Annotated in this window: 17 protein-coding genes; 6 read left to right on the plus strand and 11 right to left on the minus strand. The window is 75.0% G+C overall.

The genetic code is table 11. The annotated features are described in order from the left end of the window. Positions 1-174: 174 nt before the first annotated feature. The 3 genes from ACRYMY_RS08915 to ACRYMY_RS08925 form a co-directional block, all read right to left on the minus strand. On the minus strand, positions 175-1,833 hold the full coding sequence (locus ACRYMY_RS08915; RefSeq protein WP_432546911.1) for a catalase: 1,659 nt from the start codon (positions 1,831-1,833) through the stop codon (positions 175-177). Next, on the minus strand, positions 1,830-2,342 hold the full coding sequence (locus ACRYMY_RS08920) for a Fur family transcriptional regulator (protein ID WP_432546984.1): 513 nt from the start codon (positions 2,340-2,342) through the stop codon (positions 1,830-1,832). The genes ACRYMY_RS08915 and ACRYMY_RS08920 overlap by 4 nt, the downstream gene beginning before the upstream one ends. A gap of 142 nt (positions 2,343-2,484) precedes the next feature. Continuing rightward, a complete protein-coding gene (locus ACRYMY_RS08925) occupies positions 2,485-3,339 on the minus strand; it encodes an SDR family oxidoreductase (RefSeq protein ID WP_432546912.1) in 855 nt (284 codons plus the stop codon). A gap of 67 nt (positions 3,340-3,406) precedes the next feature. Here ACRYMY_RS08925 and ACRYMY_RS08930 point away from each other — a divergent pair, with 67 nt between their 5' ends. The 4 genes from ACRYMY_RS08930 (at position 3,407) to ACRYMY_RS08945 (ending at position 7,160) form a co-directional block, all read left to right on the plus strand. Continuing rightward, complete coding sequence (locus ACRYMY_RS08930; protein ID WP_432546913.1) at positions 3,407-5,194, plus strand: metallophosphoesterase; 1,788 nt, start codon at positions 3,407-3,409, stop codon at positions 5,192-5,194. Positions 5,195-5,202: 8 nt separating this feature from the next. Then, positions 5,203-5,394 (plus strand): hypothetical protein, encoded by a 192-nt coding sequence (locus tag ACRYMY_RS08935; protein ID WP_432546914.1) that lies wholly within the window; start codon positions 5,203-5,205, stop codon positions 5,392-5,394. Between the two features lie 141 nt (positions 5,395-5,535). After that, complete coding sequence (locus ACRYMY_RS08940) at positions 5,536-6,156, plus strand: DUF47 domain-containing protein (RefSeq protein WP_432546915.1); 621 nt, start codon at positions 5,536-5,538, stop codon at positions 6,154-6,156. Between the two features lie 5 nt (positions 6,157-6,161). Continuing rightward, positions 6,162-7,160, plus strand: a complete 999-nt coding sequence (locus tag ACRYMY_RS08945) for an inorganic phosphate transporter (RefSeq protein WP_432546916.1) — start codon at positions 6,162-6,164, stop codon at positions 7,158-7,160. A gap of 83 nt (positions 7,161-7,243) precedes the next feature. Here the strand turns inward: ACRYMY_RS08945 and pstB are convergent, their stop codons facing one another. From pstB to ACRYMY_RS08985, 8 genes are all read right to left on the minus strand, one after another. Beyond that, positions 7,244-8,023: a phosphate ABC transporter ATP-binding protein PstB gene (gene pstB / locus ACRYMY_RS08950; RefSeq protein WP_369052077.1), complete on the minus strand. Its 780-nt coding sequence runs from the start codon at positions 8,021-8,023 to the stop codon at positions 7,244-7,246. Positions 8,024-8,101: 78 nt separating this feature from the next. Next, the gene (pstA, locus tag ACRYMY_RS08955) at positions 8,102-9,181 is read right to left on the minus strand and encodes a phosphate ABC transporter permease PstA (RefSeq protein ID WP_432546917.1); all 1,080 of its coding nucleotides are present in this window, start codon (positions 9,179-9,181) and stop codon (positions 8,102-8,104) included. After that, on the minus strand, positions 9,178-10,098 hold the full coding sequence (pstC, locus tag ACRYMY_RS08960) for a phosphate ABC transporter permease subunit PstC (RefSeq protein ID WP_432546985.1): 921 nt from the start codon (positions 10,096-10,098) through the stop codon (positions 9,178-9,180). Before pstC ends, pstA begins: the two co-directional genes overlap by 4 nt. Positions 10,099-10,226: 128 nt before the next feature. After that, positions 10,227-11,342 (minus strand): phosphate ABC transporter substrate-binding protein PstS, encoded by a 1,116-nt coding sequence (gene pstS / locus ACRYMY_RS08965; protein WP_432546918.1) that lies wholly within the window; start codon positions 11,340-11,342, stop codon positions 10,227-10,229. Positions 11,343-11,608: 266 nt separating this feature from the next. Continuing rightward, positions 11,609-12,655 (minus strand): NUDIX hydrolase, encoded by a 1,047-nt coding sequence (locus tag ACRYMY_RS08970; protein WP_432546919.1) that lies wholly within the window; start codon positions 12,653-12,655, stop codon positions 11,609-11,611. 1 nt (position 12,656) lies between these two features. Continuing rightward, positions 12,657-14,828, minus strand: a complete 2,172-nt coding sequence (locus tag ACRYMY_RS08975; protein ID WP_432546920.1) for an RNA degradosome polyphosphate kinase — start codon at positions 14,826-14,828, stop codon at positions 12,657-12,659. A gap of 128 nt (positions 14,829-14,956) precedes the next feature. After that, the gene (gene mshD / locus ACRYMY_RS08980) at positions 14,957-15,904 is read right to left on the minus strand and encodes a mycothiol synthase (RefSeq protein ID WP_432546921.1); all 948 of its coding nucleotides are present in this window, start codon (positions 15,902-15,904) and stop codon (positions 14,957-14,959) included. Then, positions 15,901-16,716, minus strand: coding sequence for a winged helix-turn-helix transcriptional regulator (locus ACRYMY_RS08985; RefSeq protein ID WP_432546922.1), 816 nt, complete (start codon positions 16,714-16,716; stop codon positions 15,901-15,903). The genes mshD and ACRYMY_RS08985 overlap by 4 nt, the downstream gene beginning before the upstream one ends. Before the next feature lie 178 nt (positions 16,717-16,894). On the opposite strand from ACRYMY_RS08985, the gene ACRYMY_RS08990 reads away from it, so the two are divergent. Together ACRYMY_RS08990 and ACRYMY_RS08995 are read left to right on the plus strand one after the other, a co-directional pair. After that, positions 16,895-17,701 carry a hypothetical protein gene (locus ACRYMY_RS08990; protein WP_432546923.1) on the plus strand — a complete coding sequence of 269 codons (807 nt, stop codon included), beginning with the start codon at positions 16,895-16,897 and terminating at the stop codon, positions 17,699-17,701. Positions 17,702-17,902: 201 nt separating this feature from the next. Continuing rightward, the gene (locus tag ACRYMY_RS08995; RefSeq protein ID WP_432546924.1) at positions 17,903-18,436 is read left to right on the plus strand and encodes a nitrobindin family protein; all 534 of its coding nucleotides are present in this window, start codon (positions 17,903-17,905) and stop codon (positions 18,434-18,436) included. Positions 18,437-18,447: the final 11 nt, after the last annotated feature.

Below are 18,447 nucleotides of genomic sequence, written 5' to 3' on the forward strand. Positions count from 1 at the left end.
CCCACGTGGGCGCACCTGGGGACGCTGGCGCTCGCCGTCCTGGCCGCGACGCTCGTGGCCGTGGGGGGGGGGGCCGCGGGCCCCCCCCCCCCCCCCCCGGGACGCACGACGGGCGCCGCCCCGGGGAGGGGACGGCGCCCGTCGTGACCGGACGGTGGTCCGGACGGTGCCGCGTCAGCGCGTGACGACGACCCGCTCGTTCGGGACGCAGTGCGTCATGACCAGGCCCTCGACGTCGCGGGGGCCGTTCTTGCCGAGGTTGGCCAGCCGCGCCAGCTCCTTCTCGGACAGCGTCTGCGAGGCCAGCGGCTCCAGGTGGCGGACGTCGTCGGGGGAGATGCCCAGCCCCTCGCCCACGCGCAGGCCCAGCTCGTCGTCGACCATGAGGAAGTGCCACACCATGCGCTCCTGCACGGCGCGCGCGGCCTGCCCGATGAGGTCGACGAAGTTCTTGACCAGGTCGTCCTTCTCCCAGTCCTCCATCAGCTGGAAGCGCTGGCCGGCCTGCTCGTAGTCGTTGGTCCGCGGGATCCGCTTGCGGGTCAGGCGGCCGGTGATCTCCGGGCCCTGCTCGTCGTGGGTGGGGTACTGCGCCTCGCGCAGCCCACCGGTGATGGAGGGCTCGTAGTTGACGTGCGGGTTGGCGCCCGTGTTGTCCACGAAGTACTGCATCTGCCCGCCCTGCTGGTTGGTGTTCACCTGGGCGTTCTTCGCCTGGTTCACCGGCAGCTGCAGGTAGTTCGGGCCGACGCGGTAGCGCTGGGTGTCGGAGTAGGAGAACGTCCGGCCGACGAGCATCTTGTCGTCGGAGAAGTCCAGGCCGTCCACGAGCACGCCGGTGCCCATGGCGATCTGCTCGTTCTCGGCGAAGTGGTTCTGGACGTTGCGGTTCAGCGTCATGACGCCGACGCGCTTGGCCGGGAAGTCGTTCTCCGGCCACGTCTTGGTGTCGTCCAGCGGGTCCCAGTCGAGCTCGGGGTGGTCGTGGTCGTCCATCATCTGGACGTACAGCTCCCACGAGGGGTAGTCGCCGCGCTCGATGGCGTCGTACAGGTCCTCCGACGCGTGGCCCAGGTTGGTGGCCTGGATGTTCGCGGCGTCCTCCTCGGTGAGGCTCTTGACGCCCTCGGAGGGGATCCAGTGGTACTTCACGAGCTTGGTCTCGCCCTGGGCGTTCACCCACTTGTAGGTGTTGACGCCGAAGCCCTGCTGGGTGCGGTAGTTGGCCGGGATGCCGCGGGGGCTGAAGAGGTTGACGAGCATGTGCATCGCCTCGGGCGTCTGCGACATGAAGTCGAAGATGCGGGCCGGCTCCTGCTTGAAGGTGACCGGGTCCGGCTTGAGGGAGTGGATGACGTCGGGGAACTTGATGGCGTCGCGGATGAAGAAGACCGCGAGGTTGTTGCCGACGATGTCCCAGTTGCCGTCCTCGGTGTAGAACTTCACCGCGAAGCCGCGCGGGTCGCGGGCGGCCTCGGAGGAGTCCCGGCCGCCGATGACGGTGGAGAAGCGGACGGCGAGGTCGGTCTTCTTGCCCTTCTCCTGGAAGAGCTTGGCGCGGGTGTACTTCGCGATGGGCTCGTCGCCCCAGGTGCCGTCGGCGACGAACTCGCCGTAGGCGACGAAGCCGCGCGCGTGCACGACGCGCTCGGGGATGCGCTCGCGGTCGAAGTGGCTGATCTTCTCGAGGAACTGGTAGTTCTCCAGCGTGGCGGGCCCGCGGGCGCCGACGGTGCGCTGGTTCTGGTTGTCGTAGACCGGGTGGCCCTGCCGGTTGGTCAGGACGGGGCGGTCGTCCCCGGTCGCGGGGGCCTGGCTGGCGACATCGGTCATCGCGCTTCCTCTCGTTCTGCCGTCTCCGCTGAGGGTCCAGCGGCTGGTCGGGGAGTCGTGGGAGTGGTGGGGGAGGGGGTCGTGGGCGGGGGCGTGGCGGCGCAGTCGGCGCAGCGGCCCCAGAACACGACCTCGGCCTCGTCGACGGTGAAGCCGGCGGGCAGGCCGGGGGTGCCGAGGTCCGGCAGCAGGCACGGGGCGGCGCCGACGGTGCAGTCGACGTCGGCGGTGCGCCCGCACCCGCGGCACACGAGGTGGTGGTGGTTGTCGCCGACGCGGGCCTCGTAGCGGGCGGGGTGGCCCGCGGGCTCGATGCGGCGGGCCAGGCCCGCGCGGGTCAGGGCGTCCAGGCAGTCGTAGACGGCCTGGACGGACACGGCGGGCAGGTCCCGGCGGGCCCGGTCGACGACCTGGGCGACGGCGAGGTGCTCGGCGGTGGCGGCGGCGCCGTCGAGCACGCCGAGGACGACGGCCCGCGGGCGGGTGGCCCGCAGGCCCCGCGCGCGCAGCCGCTCCTCGGGCGTGCCGGGGGCACCTGGCGCACCCGGCTCCCCGTGGTGCGCGGCTGTCGTGGTCACGGGGACAGTCCACCAGCCAGTCTGGAACTGGTCAAGACAAGGTGCGTCCCGGCGGGTCGCCGGCGCGCCGCGCTCAGGGGCGGCGCCAGTCGCCGGAGGTCAGGTGCGAGCCGGCCATCGGCCCCATCTGCAGCATCCCGCCGTCCACCGCCCACGACTGGCCCGTCACGTAGGACGCCTCGGGCGAGCAGAGGAACCCCACGACCGCGGCGATCTCCCGCGCGTCCCCCGGGCGGGCCAGCGGCACCCCGGGGCGCTGCACCCCGTGCGGGTCGACGTCCTCGTTGCCCGTCATGGGCGTGGCGATCTCACCGGGCGCCACCGAGTTGACCGTGATGCCGTGCTCGGCCAGCTCGATCGCCGCCGTGCGGGTCAGCAGGCCCAGGCCGCCCTTGGCCGCGCAGTAGGGCGCCGCGCCGACGCGGGGCTGGTGCTCGTGCACGCTCGTGACGTTGACGACGCGCCCGCCGCGCCCGGCCGCGACCATCCGGCGCGCGGCCCGCTGCAGGCAGCAGAACGCCCCGTCCAGGTCCGTGGCCACGACCTCGCGCCAGTCCTCGAAGGCCAGGTCCAGCAGCAGCGTCGAGGTGCCCGTGCCGGCGTTGTTGACGAGCACCTCCACCCCGCCCAGGGCCTCGGCCAGCTCGTCGACGACGTCCGCGGCGTCCGGCAGCCGCGTGAGGTCCAGGTGGCGCAGCTCCGCGCGCCGCCCGAGGGCGCGCACCTCCTCGGCCGTCCGCTCGCCCTCGGCCTCGTCGCGGTACCAGGTCACCCCCACGTCGTGCCCGCGCCGGGCCAGCTCGACGGCCGTGGCCCGGCCGATGCCGGACTCGGAGCCGGTGACCAGGGCCGGGCCGGGCCGGCCGGTGGGGTCGGCCGAGCGCAGGTCGCGGAAGGCGTCCGGGGCGGGGGTCTCGGTGCTCGTCATGCCCGCCCCCTACCCGCCCCGCGCACCGGTCACGCGCGCCCGCGGCCGATGGGCGAGGATCGGGTCGATGCCCGCGACCCCTCGTCCCGCCGCGCGATCCGGTGCCCGCCGCGCGGTCGCCGCCCGCACCGCGCGGGCCGGTGCCGCGCTGCGCTCGCACCGGGCCGGCCGGGCCGGGCTGCGGGCCGCCCGCGTGCTGGTCCCGTGGCTGGCCGTCCTCCTCGTCGCCGCCGCCGGCGCGGGCGTCGGCTTCGCCCTCGCGCCCGGCTCGACCACCTACGTCGGGCCCCTGCAGACCGAGGTCCGCGTCCAGCCGAGCCTCAGCCCCGGCGTCGAGGTCGACCTGCCGCCGGTGGGCAAGGTCGAGTTCGACACCCACGCCGCGCCCGTCCTCGTCACCGCCAACATCCGCTCCGTCGACCTGGACGCCGCCAGCCGCCTGGTCACCTCCCCGCAGGAGCTGCTGGCCCTGGAGCTGACCGTGGCCGACACGGTCCGCGCCGCCACGGTGCGCGCCGCCGCGTGGAGCGTCGGCTGCGGCCTGGCCGGCGCCCTGCTGGGGGGTCTGCTGGTCTTCCGCGCCCTGCGCCGGACCCTGCAGACGGGCGCGGCGTGCCTGGTGGCGGTCGTGGCCGCCGGCGGTGCCTCCGCGGCGACCTTCGACCCGGCGGGCCTGCAGCAGCCGCGCTTCACCGGCCTGCTCTCGCAGGCCCCCTACCTGGTCACCAGCACCCAGGACGCCCTGGAGCGGCTGGAGTCCTACCGCAGCGGCCTGTCCGACATCGTGCGCAGCGTCAGCACCCTGTACGCCGTCTCCGCCGACCTGCCCGTGCTGGGCGACGGCACCGTCAGCCCCGGCGCGGGGGCGGACGTGACGACCGTCCTGCACATCTCCGACCTGCACCTGAACCCGCTGGGCTTCGACCTGGCCGACGACCTCGTCGAGCAGTTCGGCGTCGAGGCCGTCGTCGACACCGGCGACATCACCACGTGGGGCACCGGCCTGGAGTCCTCCTTCCTGGACCGCATCCCCGGCCTGGGCGTCCCGTACGTGTACGTGCGCGGCAACCACGACTCGGCCGCCACGCAGGCCGCCGTCGCCGCCCAGCCCGGCGCGGTCGTCCTCGACGAGGGGGCGACCGCGGAGGTCGCCGGCCTGCGCTTCGCCGGCAACGGCGACCCCGTCTTCACCCCCTCCGGCGACGAGGGCGGGGAGGGGCAGGAGGCCACCGGCGACGCCGAGGCGGTGCAGCGCGCGGCCCACCAGGTCCTCGCCGACGAGATCGTCGCCTGGGACGAGGACCACCCCGACGACCCCGTCGACGTCGCCCTCGTGCACGACCCCAGCGGCACCGAACCGCTGCTGGGCCGCGTCCCGCTCGTCCTGGCCGGCCACCTGCACTCGCGGCGCATCAGCCTGGACGCCTCCGGCACGCGCGTGATGGTGCAGGGCACCACGGGCGGGTCCGGCATCTCCGCGGCCGGGCTGGCCCGCCTGGCCGAGGGCAGCCCGGTGCCGCTGAGCGCGACGCTGCTGTACTTCGCCGCCTCCGGCGAGCGCGCGGGCCGCCTCGTGGCCTACGACGAGGTCACCGTGGGCGGGCTGGGGCTGGCCGAGGTGAGCCTGCAGCGCACGGTGGTGCCGCCGGCGGAGGACCGCCCGCTCGTCGTGCCCACCGACCTGCCCACCGGCGACCCGACGGACCTGCCCACCGGTGAGCCGACGGACGTCCCCACCGGCATCCCCACCGACACGCCCGCCGACGCGCCCGCCGACACGCCCGCCGACACGCCGGGCGCGCTCGCCGGGCTGGCCGGACCGGCCCCCGGGCGGGGGGCCGGGGGCGTACGGTGAGGGCCACCATGACGCACGCCGCGCGCCCCCCCGAGCACGCCGTCGCCCCCGCCGAGCCAGCGCGGGACGCGCTGGCCGACGACGCGCTCGCCGAGGAGATCGCCCTCTACGCCGAGGTCGTGGTCGCCGCCTCCGAGAGCGACGGCCCCCTGCCCGAGGGTGAGCTGGACCGCGTCCTCGGCCTCCCCGGCGGTGACTGAGCGTCACCTCGTCGTGCCGTCCCACCCGTCCGGACCAGGGGCGGTGACGGCTCCGGCGCCCCCGGCCACCTACCATCCGACGGGGTGGTGAGCCGGTCCAGCCGCCGCCCCGGGCACCGGGCACCACAGCGGAGGGGACACGTGCGTCTGCGACTCACCCCGAGGGACGGCTCCTTCGACGAGCTGTTCACGCGGGTCGGGCACCTGCTCGTCGAGGCGACGGGAGTGCTGGCGGAGGCCGTGGGCAGCCCCCACGCCCGGCGCGAGGAGCTCGCCGGGCGGATGGAGGAGCTCGAGCACGACGGCGACCAGACCACCCACGCCGTCCTGCGACGCCTCAACTCCTCCTTCGTCACCCCCTTCGACCGCGAGGACGTCTACCAGCTGGCCTCGCGCCTGGACGACTGCCTCGACGAGATGCAGGCCGCCGTCGACCTCATGGTGCTGTACCGGGTGGGCGCCCTGCTGCCCCCCGCCGCCGACGTCGTGCAGGTGCTCGCGCGGATGGCCGAGCTGACGGCCGAGGCGATGCCGCGGCTGCGCCGCCCCGCCGCCCTCGTCGACTACTGGGTCGAGGTCAACCGCCTGGAGAACCGCGCCGACCAGCTGCACCGGCAGTCGCTGGCCGCCCTCTTCGACGGCCGCTTCGAGGCGGTCGAGATCCTCAAGCAGAAGGAGATCGTCGAGACGCTGGAGAACGCCGCCGACGCCTTCGAGCACGTGGCCCACACCGTGGAGACCATCGCCGTCAAGGAGTCCTGAGCCGGGTGGACCCGCTGCTCCTGCTGGCCGGCACGACGGTCGCCGTCGCCCTGCTCTTCGCGTTCACGAACGGCTTCCACGACGCCTCCAACGCCATCGCCACCTCGGTGTCGACGCGCGCGCTGACCCCCCGGGTGGCGGTGGCGCTCGCGGCCGTCTGCAACTTCGTCGGCGCCTGGCTGGGCACCGGCATCGCCGTCACGATCACCGACGTCGTCGACGTGGCGCCCGGCGCACCGGGGATCGGCGTCGTGCTGGCCGGCCTGCTGGGCGCGATCGGCTGGAACCTGATCACCTGGTGGCGGGGCCTGCCCACGTCCAGCTCGCACGCCCTGCTGGGGGCGCTCGCCGGCGCGGGGGTGGTCGCCGGCGCGACGACGCACCCGGAGATGCTCCTGGAGCAGGTCCTCCTGCCGCTGCTGGTCTCCCCGCTGCTCGGCTTCGTCCTGGCCTACGCCGGCATGGTCGGCGTCCTGTGGCTGCACCGCCGCTCCGCCCCGACGCCCGTCCACCGCCGCTTCCGCCTGGCGCAGACGGTCTCCGCCGCCGCGATGGCCCTCGGCCACGGCCTGCAGGGGGCGCAGCGGGCGATGGCCGCCGTCGTGCTCGTGCTCATCGCCCTGGACGTCCAGGGGGAGGGGGACGGGGTGCCCCTGTGGGTGCAGGGGGCCTCCGCCCTCGCCATCAGCCTCGGCACCTACGCCGGCGGCTGGCGGATCGTGCGCACCCTGGGCCGGCGCATCATCGACCTCGACCCGCCGCGCGGGTTCGTCGCCGAGACGGTGGCCGCGGGGCTGTCGTACGTCGCGGCCTTCGGGCTGAGCGCGCCGATCTCCACCACCCAGGCGGTCTCGGCCTCCATCGCCGGTGCCGGGGCCACGCGGCGGCTCTCGGCCGTGCGCTGGGGCGTGGTCCGCTCCCTCGTGCTGGCCTGGGTCCTGACCTTCCCGGGCGCGGCCCTGCTGGCGGTCCTGGCCTGGCTGGCGCTGCGCCCGCTGCTGTAGCCCGCCGCCCGCACGCACGACGAGGGCCCCGACCGCGCGCGGTCGGGGCCCTCGTCGTGGTGCGTCGCCCGGAGGCGGGCCGGTCAGCCGAAGCGACCGGAGATGTAGTCCTCCGTCGCCTTCTGCGAGGGGTTGGAGAAGATCACCGAGGTGGAGTCCATCTCCACGAGCTTGCCCGGCTTGCCCACGCCCGACAGGTTGAAGAAGCCCGTCTGGTCGGACACGCGCGCGGCCTGCTGCATGTTGTGGGTCACGATCACGATCGTGTACTCGTTCTTCAGCTCCCCGATGAGGTCCTCGACGGCCAGCGTCGAGATCGGGTCCAGCGCCGAGCACGGCTCGTCCATGAGCAGGACGGACGGGCGGATGGCGATCGCGCGGGCGATGCACAGGCGCTGCTGCTGGCCGCCGGACAGGCCCGAGCCGGGCCGGTCGAGGCGGTCCTTGACCTCGGTCCACAGGTTGGCGCCGCGCAGCGAGCTCTCGACCAGGTCGTCCATGTCCGACTTGCGCATGCGCTTGGCGTTCAGGCGCACGCCCGCGGCGACGTTCTCGTAGATCGACATGGTCGGGAACGGGTTGGGCCGCTGGAAGACCATGCCGATGTGCTGGCGCACCGAGACCGGGTCGACGTCCTTGTCGTAGAGGTCCTGGCCGTCCATGACGACCTTGCCCTCCACGCGGGCGCCGGGGATGACCTCGTGCATGCGGTTCAGCGAGCGCAGGAAGGTCGACTTGCCGCAGCCGGACGGACCGATGAGGGCGGTCACGGCGCGCGGCTCGATCGTCATGGTGACGCTCTCCACGGCGAGGAAGTCGCCGTAGTAGATGTTCAGGTCGCTCACGTCGATGAGCTTGGCCACGTCGGGCTCCTCGGTCTGTCCGGTCGTGCGGGCGGGCGGGCGGGCTGGGCGTCGGGTGTCCGGTGCCGGCGGGGCCGGTCAGCGGCTGCCCTTCGGGGAGAAGAAGCGGGAGATCATGCGGGCGACGAGGTTCAGGGCCATCACCAGGATGATCAGGACCAGCGCCGCTGTCCAGGCGCGGTCGACCGCGAACTCCGGCGGCACGCCCGGCTGGGTGTACGAGTAGTAGGTGAACACCGGCAGGGTCGCCATGCGTCCCTCGAGGGGGTTGAAGTTCGTGCCCTGCGTGATCCCCAGCGTGATGAGCAGCGGGGCGGTCTCACCGGCGACGCGGGCGACGGCCAGGGTGACGGCCGTCGCGATGCCGCTGACGGAGGTGCGCAGGACGACCTTGACGATGGTGCGCCACTTGGGCACGCCCAGCGCGTAGGAGGCCTCGCGCAGCTCGTGCGGGACGAGCTTGAGCATCTCCTCGGTGGAGCGGACCACGACCGGGATCATGAGGACCGACAGGGCGATGGCGCCCATGACCCCCAGCCGGATGCCCGGGCCGGCGAACAGCACGAAGACCGCGACGGCGAAGAGGCCGGCGACGATCGAGGGGATGCCCGTCATGACGTCGACGAGGAAGGTGATCCAGCGCTTGAGGCGGCCGCGGCCGTACTCGACGAGGTAGACGGCGGCCAGCAGGCCGATCGGCACGGAGATCAGCGTCGCGAGCAGGGTGACGATGACCGTGCCCCAGATGGCGTGCAGGGCGCCGCCGCCCTCACCGACGATGCCGCGCATCGAGTAGGTGAAGAACTCCACGTCGAAGCGCGTCGCACCCTCGGCGACGACCGTGAACACCACCGAGACCAGCGGGACGAGGGCGATCAGGAAGGCCGTCGTGACCATGGCCGTCGCGAGGCGGTCCTTGGCCTTGCGGGCACCCTCGCGGGCGGTCGAGACCGCGTAGGTGAGCAGGAGGTTGGCCAGCGCGGCGACCACCACGACGCCGGCCAGGGGACGGCCGAACGGCCAGGTGACGGCGAAGCCCACGACCACGGAGGCGGCCAGCACGGCCCAGGGGGTCCAGCGCGGCAGCTTCTGCGCGCTGAGCGGCTGGTTGATGACCTCGTCCAGCTCGCCCTTGCGGGAGGTGACGTCGGTGCTCATCCGTTGGCTCCCGAGAACTCGGCGCGGCGGTTGACGATCCAGCGGGCCGCCATGTTGACGAGGAAGGTGATGACGAACAGCGCCAGGCCGGAGGCGATGAGCGTGTTGACCGCCAAGCCCGTCGCCTCTGGGAACTGCAGGGCGATGTTCGCCGCGATCGTCGAGGGGTTCGTGCCGCTGATGAGGTTCACGCTGATGCCGCCGGAGCCGGACAGCACGATGGCCACGGCCATCGTCTCGCCGAGCGCGCGGCCCAGGCCGAGCATGGCGGCGCTGATCACGCCGGAGCGGCCGTAGGGGATGACGGCGTAGCGGATCATCTCCCAGCGCGTCGCGCCGAGGGCCAGGGCGGCCTCCTCGTGCAGGCGCGGGGTCTGCAGGAAGACGTCGCGGGAGATGGCGGTGATGATCGGGAGGATCATGACCGCCAGGACGGTGCCCGCGGTGAAGATGGTGCGCCCGGTCGCCGAGGCCGGCCCGGCGAACAGGGGGATGAAGCCGAGGTTGGCGGCCAGCCACTCGTAGACCGGCACCAGCCAACGGGCCAGCACCGTCAGGCCCCAGATGCCGTAGACGATGCTGGGCACGGCGGCCAGCAGGTCGACCGTGTAGCCGAGCGTCTGGGCCAGGCGCCGCGGCGCGAAGTGCGAGATGAACAGCGCGATGCCGACGGCCAGCGGCGTGGCGATGACCAGCGCGATGACCGCGGCGAGCACGGTGCCGTACAGCAGCGGGGCGATGTAGGCGACGAGGCCGTTCCCGCCGGGGAGGTCCTCGGCGTCGGCCGTGATCGCCGGCAGGGCCTGCGCGAACAGGAAGACGGCGACGCCTGCCAGGATGGCCAGGATGGCGACGCCGGCGGCGGTCGACAGGCCCTTGAAGACCTGGTCGCCGCGGCGGACCGCTCCTGTCGCGATGGGGGCTGGACCGGGCTGGCCGGTCGGCTGGGTGGTCGACGCCACTGGGTCTCCGGGAGGACGGCGCGGCGGACCGCGCGGGGACGGGGAACGCCGGGGCGGGATGCTACCCGCCCCGGCGTCGGGGATCAGCTGCCCGCGGTGATCATGTCCAGGGAGCTGGTGATGTCCTCACGCAGGGTGTCGGAGATCGGGGCCGAGCCGGCGTTGTCGGCCGCGGTCTGCTGACCGTCCTCGCTCACCACGTAGGAGACGAAGGCCTTGACGAGGTCGGCCTCGGCCTGGTCGGCGTACTGCGAGCAGACGACGTGGTACGAGATGAGGACGATCGGGTAGGTCCCCGCCTCGGTGGTGGTGCGGGCGAGCTCGATGGCCAGGTCGCCGTCGGGGCGGCCCTCCACGCGCTCGGAGACGTCGAGGACGGCCGCGGCCTCCTCGGGGGTCGGGCCGACGAAGTCCTCGCCGACCTGGACCTGGACGACGCCGAGGTCGCCGGCCTGGCTGGCGTCGGCGTAGCCGATGCCGCCCGCGGCGGCCTGCACGGCGCTGACGACGCCGGAGGTGCCCTGGGCGGCCTCACCGCCGGGCAGCGGCCACTCGCCGTCGGGCTCCTCGGTCCACGCCTCGGGCGCGGCCTGGTGCAGGTAGTCGGTGAAGTTCTCGGTGGTGCCCGAGTCGTCGGCGCGGTGCACCGGCGTGATGGCGGTGTCGGGCAGCGTCGCGTCCGGGTTCTCCGCGGCGATGGCCGGGTCGTTCCAGGTGGTGATGGTGCCGTTGAAGATGTTCGCCAGCGTCGTGGCCGACAGCTGCAGGTCGCTGACGCCCTCGAGGTTGTAGATGACGGCGATCGGGGAGACGTAGACCGGCAGGTCCATGGCGTTCCCGCCGTTGCAGCGCTCCTGCGCCGCGGTCAGCTCCTCGTCGTCCAGGTAGGCGTCCGAGCCGGCGAACGGCACGGCGCCGGAGAGGAACTGCTCGCGACCCGCGCCGGAACCGGCCGGGTCGTAGTTGACCGTGACGTCGGGCTGCACCTCGGTGAAGCCCGCCTGCCAGGCCTGCATGGCGGCCTGCTGGGAGCTGGCGCCCGCTCCGTTGAGCTGCCCGCTCAGCTGCTCCTCGGCCGCGGCGGTGTCGCCACCGCCGGGGCTCGTGGTCGTCTCGTTGGCGCCGCTGCAGGCGGCCAGCCCGAGGGAGAGGGCGAGCGCCGCGGGGAGGGCGGCGCGGCGGAGGGTGGTGCGCTTCACGTGGGACTCGCTTTCGCTCGACGGGCGGGCACGGTGAGGGCCCGCCGGGGTCCGACGTGCGAGGACGGTAGGAGCGGCAGGTGACGCCGTGGCACGTCGACGGTGAACGAGGGGTGAACCAGGCCGGTCGCTTCGGCGTCCGTCCCCCGACCGGACGCCGACGTGTGGGTGAACGAGTGACCGGTACGCCGGTGGGTGGTCACTGCGCGACGTCGCGTGAGCGATCGGGGTCCGGCCGCACCCCGGGCGGCGGTCCCGGGGTCGACTCAGGCGCGGTGGCGCTCGACGGCGACCACGCGGGCGCCGGGCCCCCGACCCGCCACGTGGGCCACGAGCAGCTCGCCCTTGCTCAGCTTCGGCAGCGCGAGCGCGCGCGCCGACCCCTCCGCCGTCGCGCTCGCGGCCAGCCGGTCCGCCAGCCGCTCCTGCAGCGACGGGAGCGCCGGCCCGTGCGTGCACAGCAGCACGCCCGGGCGACCGGCGGCGTCCGCGTCGTCCTGCTCGCCGAGCTCCCCGTCCAGGTCCCCGTCCAGCGCCCGGTCCAGCACCGCCAGGGTCCGCGCGGGGTCCTCGCGGAACGCCCGCTCGGTCAGGTCCTCCTCCTCGGCGACGTCCCAGCCGTGCGCGTCGGCGCTGGGCAGCACCGTCTGCACGCAGCGCGCCCACGGCGAGGTCACCGCCCACCGCACGTCCCACGCCCCCAGCAGCGTCGTCAGCGCGTGCGCCTGCGCGTGACCGCGGTCGGTCAGCGGCCGCGGGCCGTCCTCCGGTCCCGTCCAGTCCCGGCGGGCCACCGCCCGGGCGTGCCGCAGCAGCACCACCGGGCGCGTCGGCTCCGCCGCCGCGGCGAGGGCCGCGTCCAGCACGTGCGCGTCGTGGGCGTACGTCAGGCGCTCGCGGGCCCCCGCGGCGTCCAGCCACTCGACGGCGTCGACCTCCTCGGGCGAGGCGAGCGCCGCCTCCTCGCCCGGGACGGGGTGCGCCAGCCAGTACCGCACCCGCTTCAGCCGGCCGGGCGGCACCTCGTAGCGCAGCTCCGGCAGCGGCCGGTCCAGCACGACCCGCAGGCCCGCCTCCTCGGCCGTCTCGCGCACGGCCGCGGCCGGGTGCGTCTCGCCGTCGTCGAGCTTGCCCTTGGGCCACGACCAGTCGGTGCCGTGGTTCACCGTCGCCGGCCGGTGCACCAGCAGCACCCGGGGCCCCTCCGGCCCGGGGCGCACGACGACGCACCCGGCCGCCTCCACGACCGGGCGCCCGGCCAGCGCCGTGCCGGGGGACAGCGCCGTCGCCCCGCTCCCGCCGCGCGCCGCCACGTCAGCGGCGCCGGCGCACCGACGGGCGCCGGCCCGGCCGCGTGGCGATGGTGTGCTCCTGCAGGTCCGTCAGCGGCGAGCCGTCCGCGGCGCGGCTGTGCCGCGTCCACGTGCCCTCCGCGTCCAGGTGCCACGAGCTCGTCGCGTCGCTCATCCCGCGGTCCAGCAGCGCCGTGATCTCCCGCACGTGGCGCGGGTCGGTCAGCCGCACCACGGCCTCCACCCGCCGGTCCAGGTTGCGGTGCATCATGTCCGCGCTGCCGATCATCACGACGGGGTCGCCGCCGCCGGCGAACCAGAACACGCGGCTGTGCTCCAGGAAGCGCCCGAGGATCGAGCGCACCCGGATGTTCTCGCTCAGCCCCGGCACGCCCGGCCGCAGCGCGCAGATCCCGCGCACCAGGACGTCGACGGGCACACCCGCGATCGAGGCCCGGTACAGCGCGTCCACGACGGCCTCGTCGACGATCGAGTTCACCTTGATCCGCACGCCCGACGGCAGGCCCTGGCGGTGGTTGTCGATCTCGCGGTCGATGCGGTCCACCAGGCCCGTGCGCAGCGAGCGCGGCGCCACCAGCAGCCGCTTGTAGGCGGTCTTCGGCGCGTACCCCGACAGCTGGTTGAACAGCCGCGTCAGGTCCTCGCCCACCTGCGGGTCGTCGGTCAGCAGGCCCATGTCCTCGTACAGGCGCGCCGTCTTGGGGTTGTAGTTGCCCGTGCCGACGTGGCAGTAGCGGCGCAGCCCGCCGGACTCCTGGCGCACCACCAGGCTCAGCTTCGCGTGCGTCTTCAGGCCCACCAGCCCGTACACGACGTGCACGCCGGCCTGCTCCAGCTTGCGCGCCCAGGAGATGTTCGCCTGCTCGTCGAAGCGCGCCTTGATCTCCACCAGGGCCAGCACCTGCTTGCCGGCCTCGGCGGCGTCGATGAGCGCGTCGACGATGGGGGAGTCGCCCGAGGTGCGGTACAGCGTCTGCTTGATGGCCAGGACCTTCGGGTCGGCCGCGGCCTGCTCCAGGAACGCCTGCACGCTCGTGGAGAACGAGTCGTAGGGGTGGTGCAGCAGCACGTCGCGGTTGCGGATCGCCGCGAACACGTCGCGCGGCTTGGCCGTCTCCGCGCCGTCGGTCAGGTCCCGGTGGGTGCGGGCGACGAACTTGGGGTACTTCAGCTCCGGGCGGTCCAGGTCGGCGATGTCGCCCAGGCCGCGCAGGTCCAGCGGCTCGGGCAGCTCGTAGACCTCCTGGTGGTGGATGCCCAGCTCGCGCACCAGCAGGTCGCGCACCGTCGGGTCGATGTCGGTGGCGACCTCCAGGCGCACCGGCGGGCCGAAGCGGCGGCGCAGCAGCTCCTTCTCCAGCGCCTGCAGGAGGTTCTCCGCGTCGTCCTCCTCGACCTCGAGGTCCTCGTTGCGGGTGACGCGGAACGTGTGGTGCTGCACGACCTCCATGCCCGGGAACAGCTGGTCCAGGTGCACCGCGATGACGTCCTCCAGCGGCACGAACCGCGCGGACGTCACCCCGTCGTCCTCGGGCGACTCCACCGCGACGAACCGCGGCAGCAGCGGGGGCACCTTCACCCGGGCGAAGTGCTCCTTGTCCGTGGTGGGGTTGCGCACCACCACGGCCAGGTTCAGCGAGAGCCCCGAGATGTAGGGGAACGGGTGCGCGGGGTCCACCGCCAGCGGCGTCAGCACCGGGAAGACGTGGTCGCGGAAGAACCCGTGCAGGCGCACCTGCTCGGAGGTCGACAGCTCGTCCCAGCGCACGATGGTGATGCCCGCGCCGGCCAGCGCCGGGCGCACCTGGTCCAGGAACACCCGGGCGTGGCGCTCGGTCAGCTCGTGCGCGCGCACGCTGATGGCGTCCAGCACCTCGCGCGGCTCCAGGCCGCTGGCCGCCGTCACCGCCAGGCCCGTGGCGATGCGCCGCTTCAGGCCCGCCACGCGCACCATGAAGAACTCGTCGAGGTTGTTCGCGAAGATCGACAGGAACCGCGCCCGCTCCAGCAGCGGCAGGTCCGGGTCCTCCGCCAGCTCCAGCACGCGCGCGTTGAACGCCAGCCACGACACCTCGCGGTCCGCGAAGCGGTCCTCGGGCAGCTCCACCGTCTCGCCCGGCGGGGCCACGGCGGGGAGGGGGGCCGCGGTCGCGGCGCGCGCAGTCGTGGTCATGGGCCCATCCTGCCACCGCGGCCGGTGCCGGCACCCGGCCGCGCGGACCCCTCCGACCTGCGGTGACGCCCGGGTGACCGGCGGGTGTCGCGCGGGTGGACGGGTCCGTGGACGAGGGCAGGCAGGGGTCAGGGCAGGGCGTACTGCACGTCCACCGCGGCGCGCTCGAAGCCCAGCCGCCGGTACAGGCGCACCGCCGGGACGTTGCCGGCGTCGACGTACAGCTCCACCACGTCCGGCGCCGGGGAGCCGGCCACGACGGCCCGCAGCCCGCGCACCAGCAGCGCGCGGCCCAGCCCGCGGCCCGCGGCCGACGGCGCCACCCCCAGCACGTACAGCTCGCCCACCGGAGCACCGGCGGGACCCGGCGCCACCTTCATCCAGCAGGAGGCCAGCAGGCCGCCGTCGGCGCCGGTCGCCAGCAGCAGCAGCCGCGGGTCGAACCACGGCTCCGCCAGCCGCAGCCGCAGGTCCTCGACCGTCCAGCGGCCCTGCTCGGGGTGGTCGGCGAAGGCCGCTGCGTTCACCGCGACCCACGCCGCGTCGTCCTGGCCGGGGACGAAGGCGCGCACGGCCGTGCCCGTGGGCAGCTCCGGCTCCACCAGCTCCGCCAGCCCCGCGGCCGGCCGCTCCATCCGCCACAGCTCCCTGGCCCGGCGCCAGCCGTCCGCGCGGGCCAGCGCCGCCGCGCCGGGGGTGTCCCCGTGCGACCACAGCGCCACGGGCGCGCCTCCCGCGGCCGCTCGCACGGCCGCCAGCAGCCGCCGCCCCGTGCCCCGCCGGCGCACCGACGGGTGCACCAGCAGCTCGCCGCCGACCGACCCGTCCCCCGCGGCCGCCAGCTGCGCGTACCCGGCCGCGGCACCGTCGGCCGCGCGCTCGGCGGTGACCAGGTGCGTCACACCGTCCGGAGCCGCGTCCAGCCGCAGCAGGGCGTCCTCGCTGAGGGCGCTCGCCCCGTCCGCCGCCGATGCCGCGGCCGCCAGCGCCCGCACCGCCGCCGCGACCCCCGCGGGCAGCGCGCCCTCGCTGCGCACCAGCTCCTGCGCGCCGGCGCGCGGGCCGGGCGCGCTCACGCGCGCGGGGCCCGCAGCGGGCGCGGGGCCGCGCCCTCGGGCGAGCGGCCGGGTGAGCCGCCGCTCGCCGGCCCGGCCTGGTCGGGCACCCGCTCCGCCTCCTCCACCAGGTCCAGCCCGTCCTCGTCGCGACCGCTGGTGACGAAGCGGTAGCCGACGTTGCGCACGGTGCCGATGGCGCCCTCGTGCTCCGGGCCCAGCTTCGCCCGCAGCCGCCGCACGTGGACGTCGACCGTCCGCGTGCCGCCGAAGTAGTCGTAGCCCCACACCTCCTGCAGCAGCTGGGCGCGGGTGAACACGCGGCCCGGGTGCTGCGCCAGGTGCTTGAGCAGCTCGAACTCCTTGTACGTCAGGTCCAGCTGCCGGCCGCGGACCCGCGCGGAGTAGGCCGCCTCGTCGATGACGACGTCCCCGGCGCGGATCTCGTGCTGCGGGACGCCGTCGGCCTCCTCCGCGGGCCGGCGCGAGCGCCCCGCGGCCAGCCGCAGCCGCGCCTCCAGCTCGGCCGGGCCGCACGTGTCGAGCAGGACGTCGTCCGCGCCCCAGTCGGCGGCCACCGCGGCCATGCCGCCCTCGGTGAGCACCAGCAGCAGCGGCTGGGACAGGCCCGTCGTGCGCAGCAGCCGGCACAGCGAGCGCGCCGCGGCCAGCTCCCGGCGGCCGTCGACGAGGACCGCGTCGGAGGCGGGCTCGTCCACCAGCACCGAGGCCTCGGCGGGCAGCACGCGCACGGTGTGCGGGAGCAGGCCGAGGGCGGGCAGGACCTCCGTGGAGGGCGTGAGCGCGTTCGTCAGCACCAGGATCTGAGCCACCCGCTGTCCTGCCTCCCAGTCCGGTCGGGCCTCGCGCGAGCGTCCCGCGGGGAACCCCAGGATAACGGCGGGGGGACGGCCGGTGACCCCGACCGGCCCGCTCCTGTCGCGCTGCGCCCCGGTCCGGGCTCCCGCGGGGTCGTCCGGGTCCCCGGACGGGGGTGCGAGGATGCCGTGCGTGACGACCTCGGCGACCGCGGCGACGACGGCGGCCCTGGCCGTCGTCGTCGCCGTCGCCGCCTTCGGCCCGCCGCTGCTGCTGGCCCTGGCCGTCGCCGTCGTCGGCCTCCTGCTGGCCGCCGGCTGGGCGGAGCTGCTGGAGCTGCCCGCCCGGCGCGGCTCGGCCCTCGTCGTGGCGCTGGCCGCGCTGGCCGCCCCCGCGGCCGCCCTCGTCGGCACCCACGGCACGAGCCTGTCGCTCGTGCGGCCCGACGACGCCGTCGGCAGCGGCACCCTGGCCTCCCTGCCCGGGGTGGCGGCGCTCGCGCTGCTCGTGGCCTTCGTCCACCAGCTCCTGCGCACCGACGGGCGCCCGCGCCTGGTGGAGTCCGTCACCGGCACGGTCACCGGCCAGGCGTGCGCGGTGCTCGCCGCCTCGTGGGTCGTGGTCCCCTCCACCTTCGCCGGGCCCGGGCTGGCGGTGGTCGTCCTCGCGGCCGTGGCCGCGGCGGCGCTGGTGTGCGCCGGCCCTTGGCCGCTGCGCGTGGCCGGGCCGCTGAGCCTGCTCGCGGGCGCGGCGACCGGGTGGCTGGTCAGCCTCCTGGTCGACCTCGCCGGCGCCGGCGTGGGCACCTCGCAGACGGACTGGACGGTCACCGGCGTCCTCACGGGCCTCGGCGCGGGCCTGCTGACCGCCGGGTGGCGCGCGCACGCCGCGCGCACCCCCACCGGCCGCACGGTGCAGGCCTCGCTGGCCGTGGCCGCCGCCCCCGTCGCCCTCGCCGGGGCCGGCGCCTACGTCGTGGGCCGGCTCGTCATCGGCTGAACCGCCGCCCGCCCGGCGCCCCGCCGCGCGTGAGCCGGCCCACGCCCGGGCGGCGGGCGCCCCGGCCGCCGGTAGGCTCGCGGGGGTGAGCACGCAAGCCATCGAGATCTTCTTCCTGGTCCTGCTGATCCTGGCGTCCATCACGATCGCGTGGTTCTCGGTCTACGTGGTGTACCGCCTGTTCAAGGGCCAGCGCTGACCGTGCCCGTCCCCCTGCGCGCCGACACGCCGCTGCCGCTCGTCCCCCTGTCCTGGCTGCTGGGCCGCTGGGAGGGCGCCGGCGTCCTCGGCCACCCCGCCCGCGGTGAGGGCGACACCCGCTTCGGGCAGGTCGTGGAGTTCTCCCACGACGGCCGCGACTTCCTCAGCTACACCTCCACCACCTGGGCACTCGACGAGGCCGGCGCCACCACCGACCCGCTCGACGTCGAGACCGGGTTCTGGCGCCCGGGGCCGGTCGGCACCGCGGCCGGCGACGGGCCCGCGCCCGTGCCGCTCGAGGTCGTCCTGGCCCACCCCACCGGTGTCGTCGAGGTCTACGTCGGCACGGCCACCGGCCCGCGCGTGGAGCTGAGCACCGACGCCGTGGTCCGCACCTCCTCCGCCCACGAGTACACCGCCGGCAGCCGCCTGTACGGGCTCGTCGAGGGCGACCTGCTGTGGGCGCACGACGCCGTCCTGGGCGGTCACCCGCTGCGCAGCTACGCCTCCGCGCGGCTCAAGCGGGTCGGCTGAGCGCAGGACCC

Origin of the sequence: Kineococcus haloalkalitolerans, from assembly GCF_050871905.1 — a bacterium.
In the GTDB taxonomy this organism is placed as follows: domain Bacteria; phylum Actinomycetota; class Actinomycetes; order Actinomycetales; family Kineococcaceae; genus Kineococcus.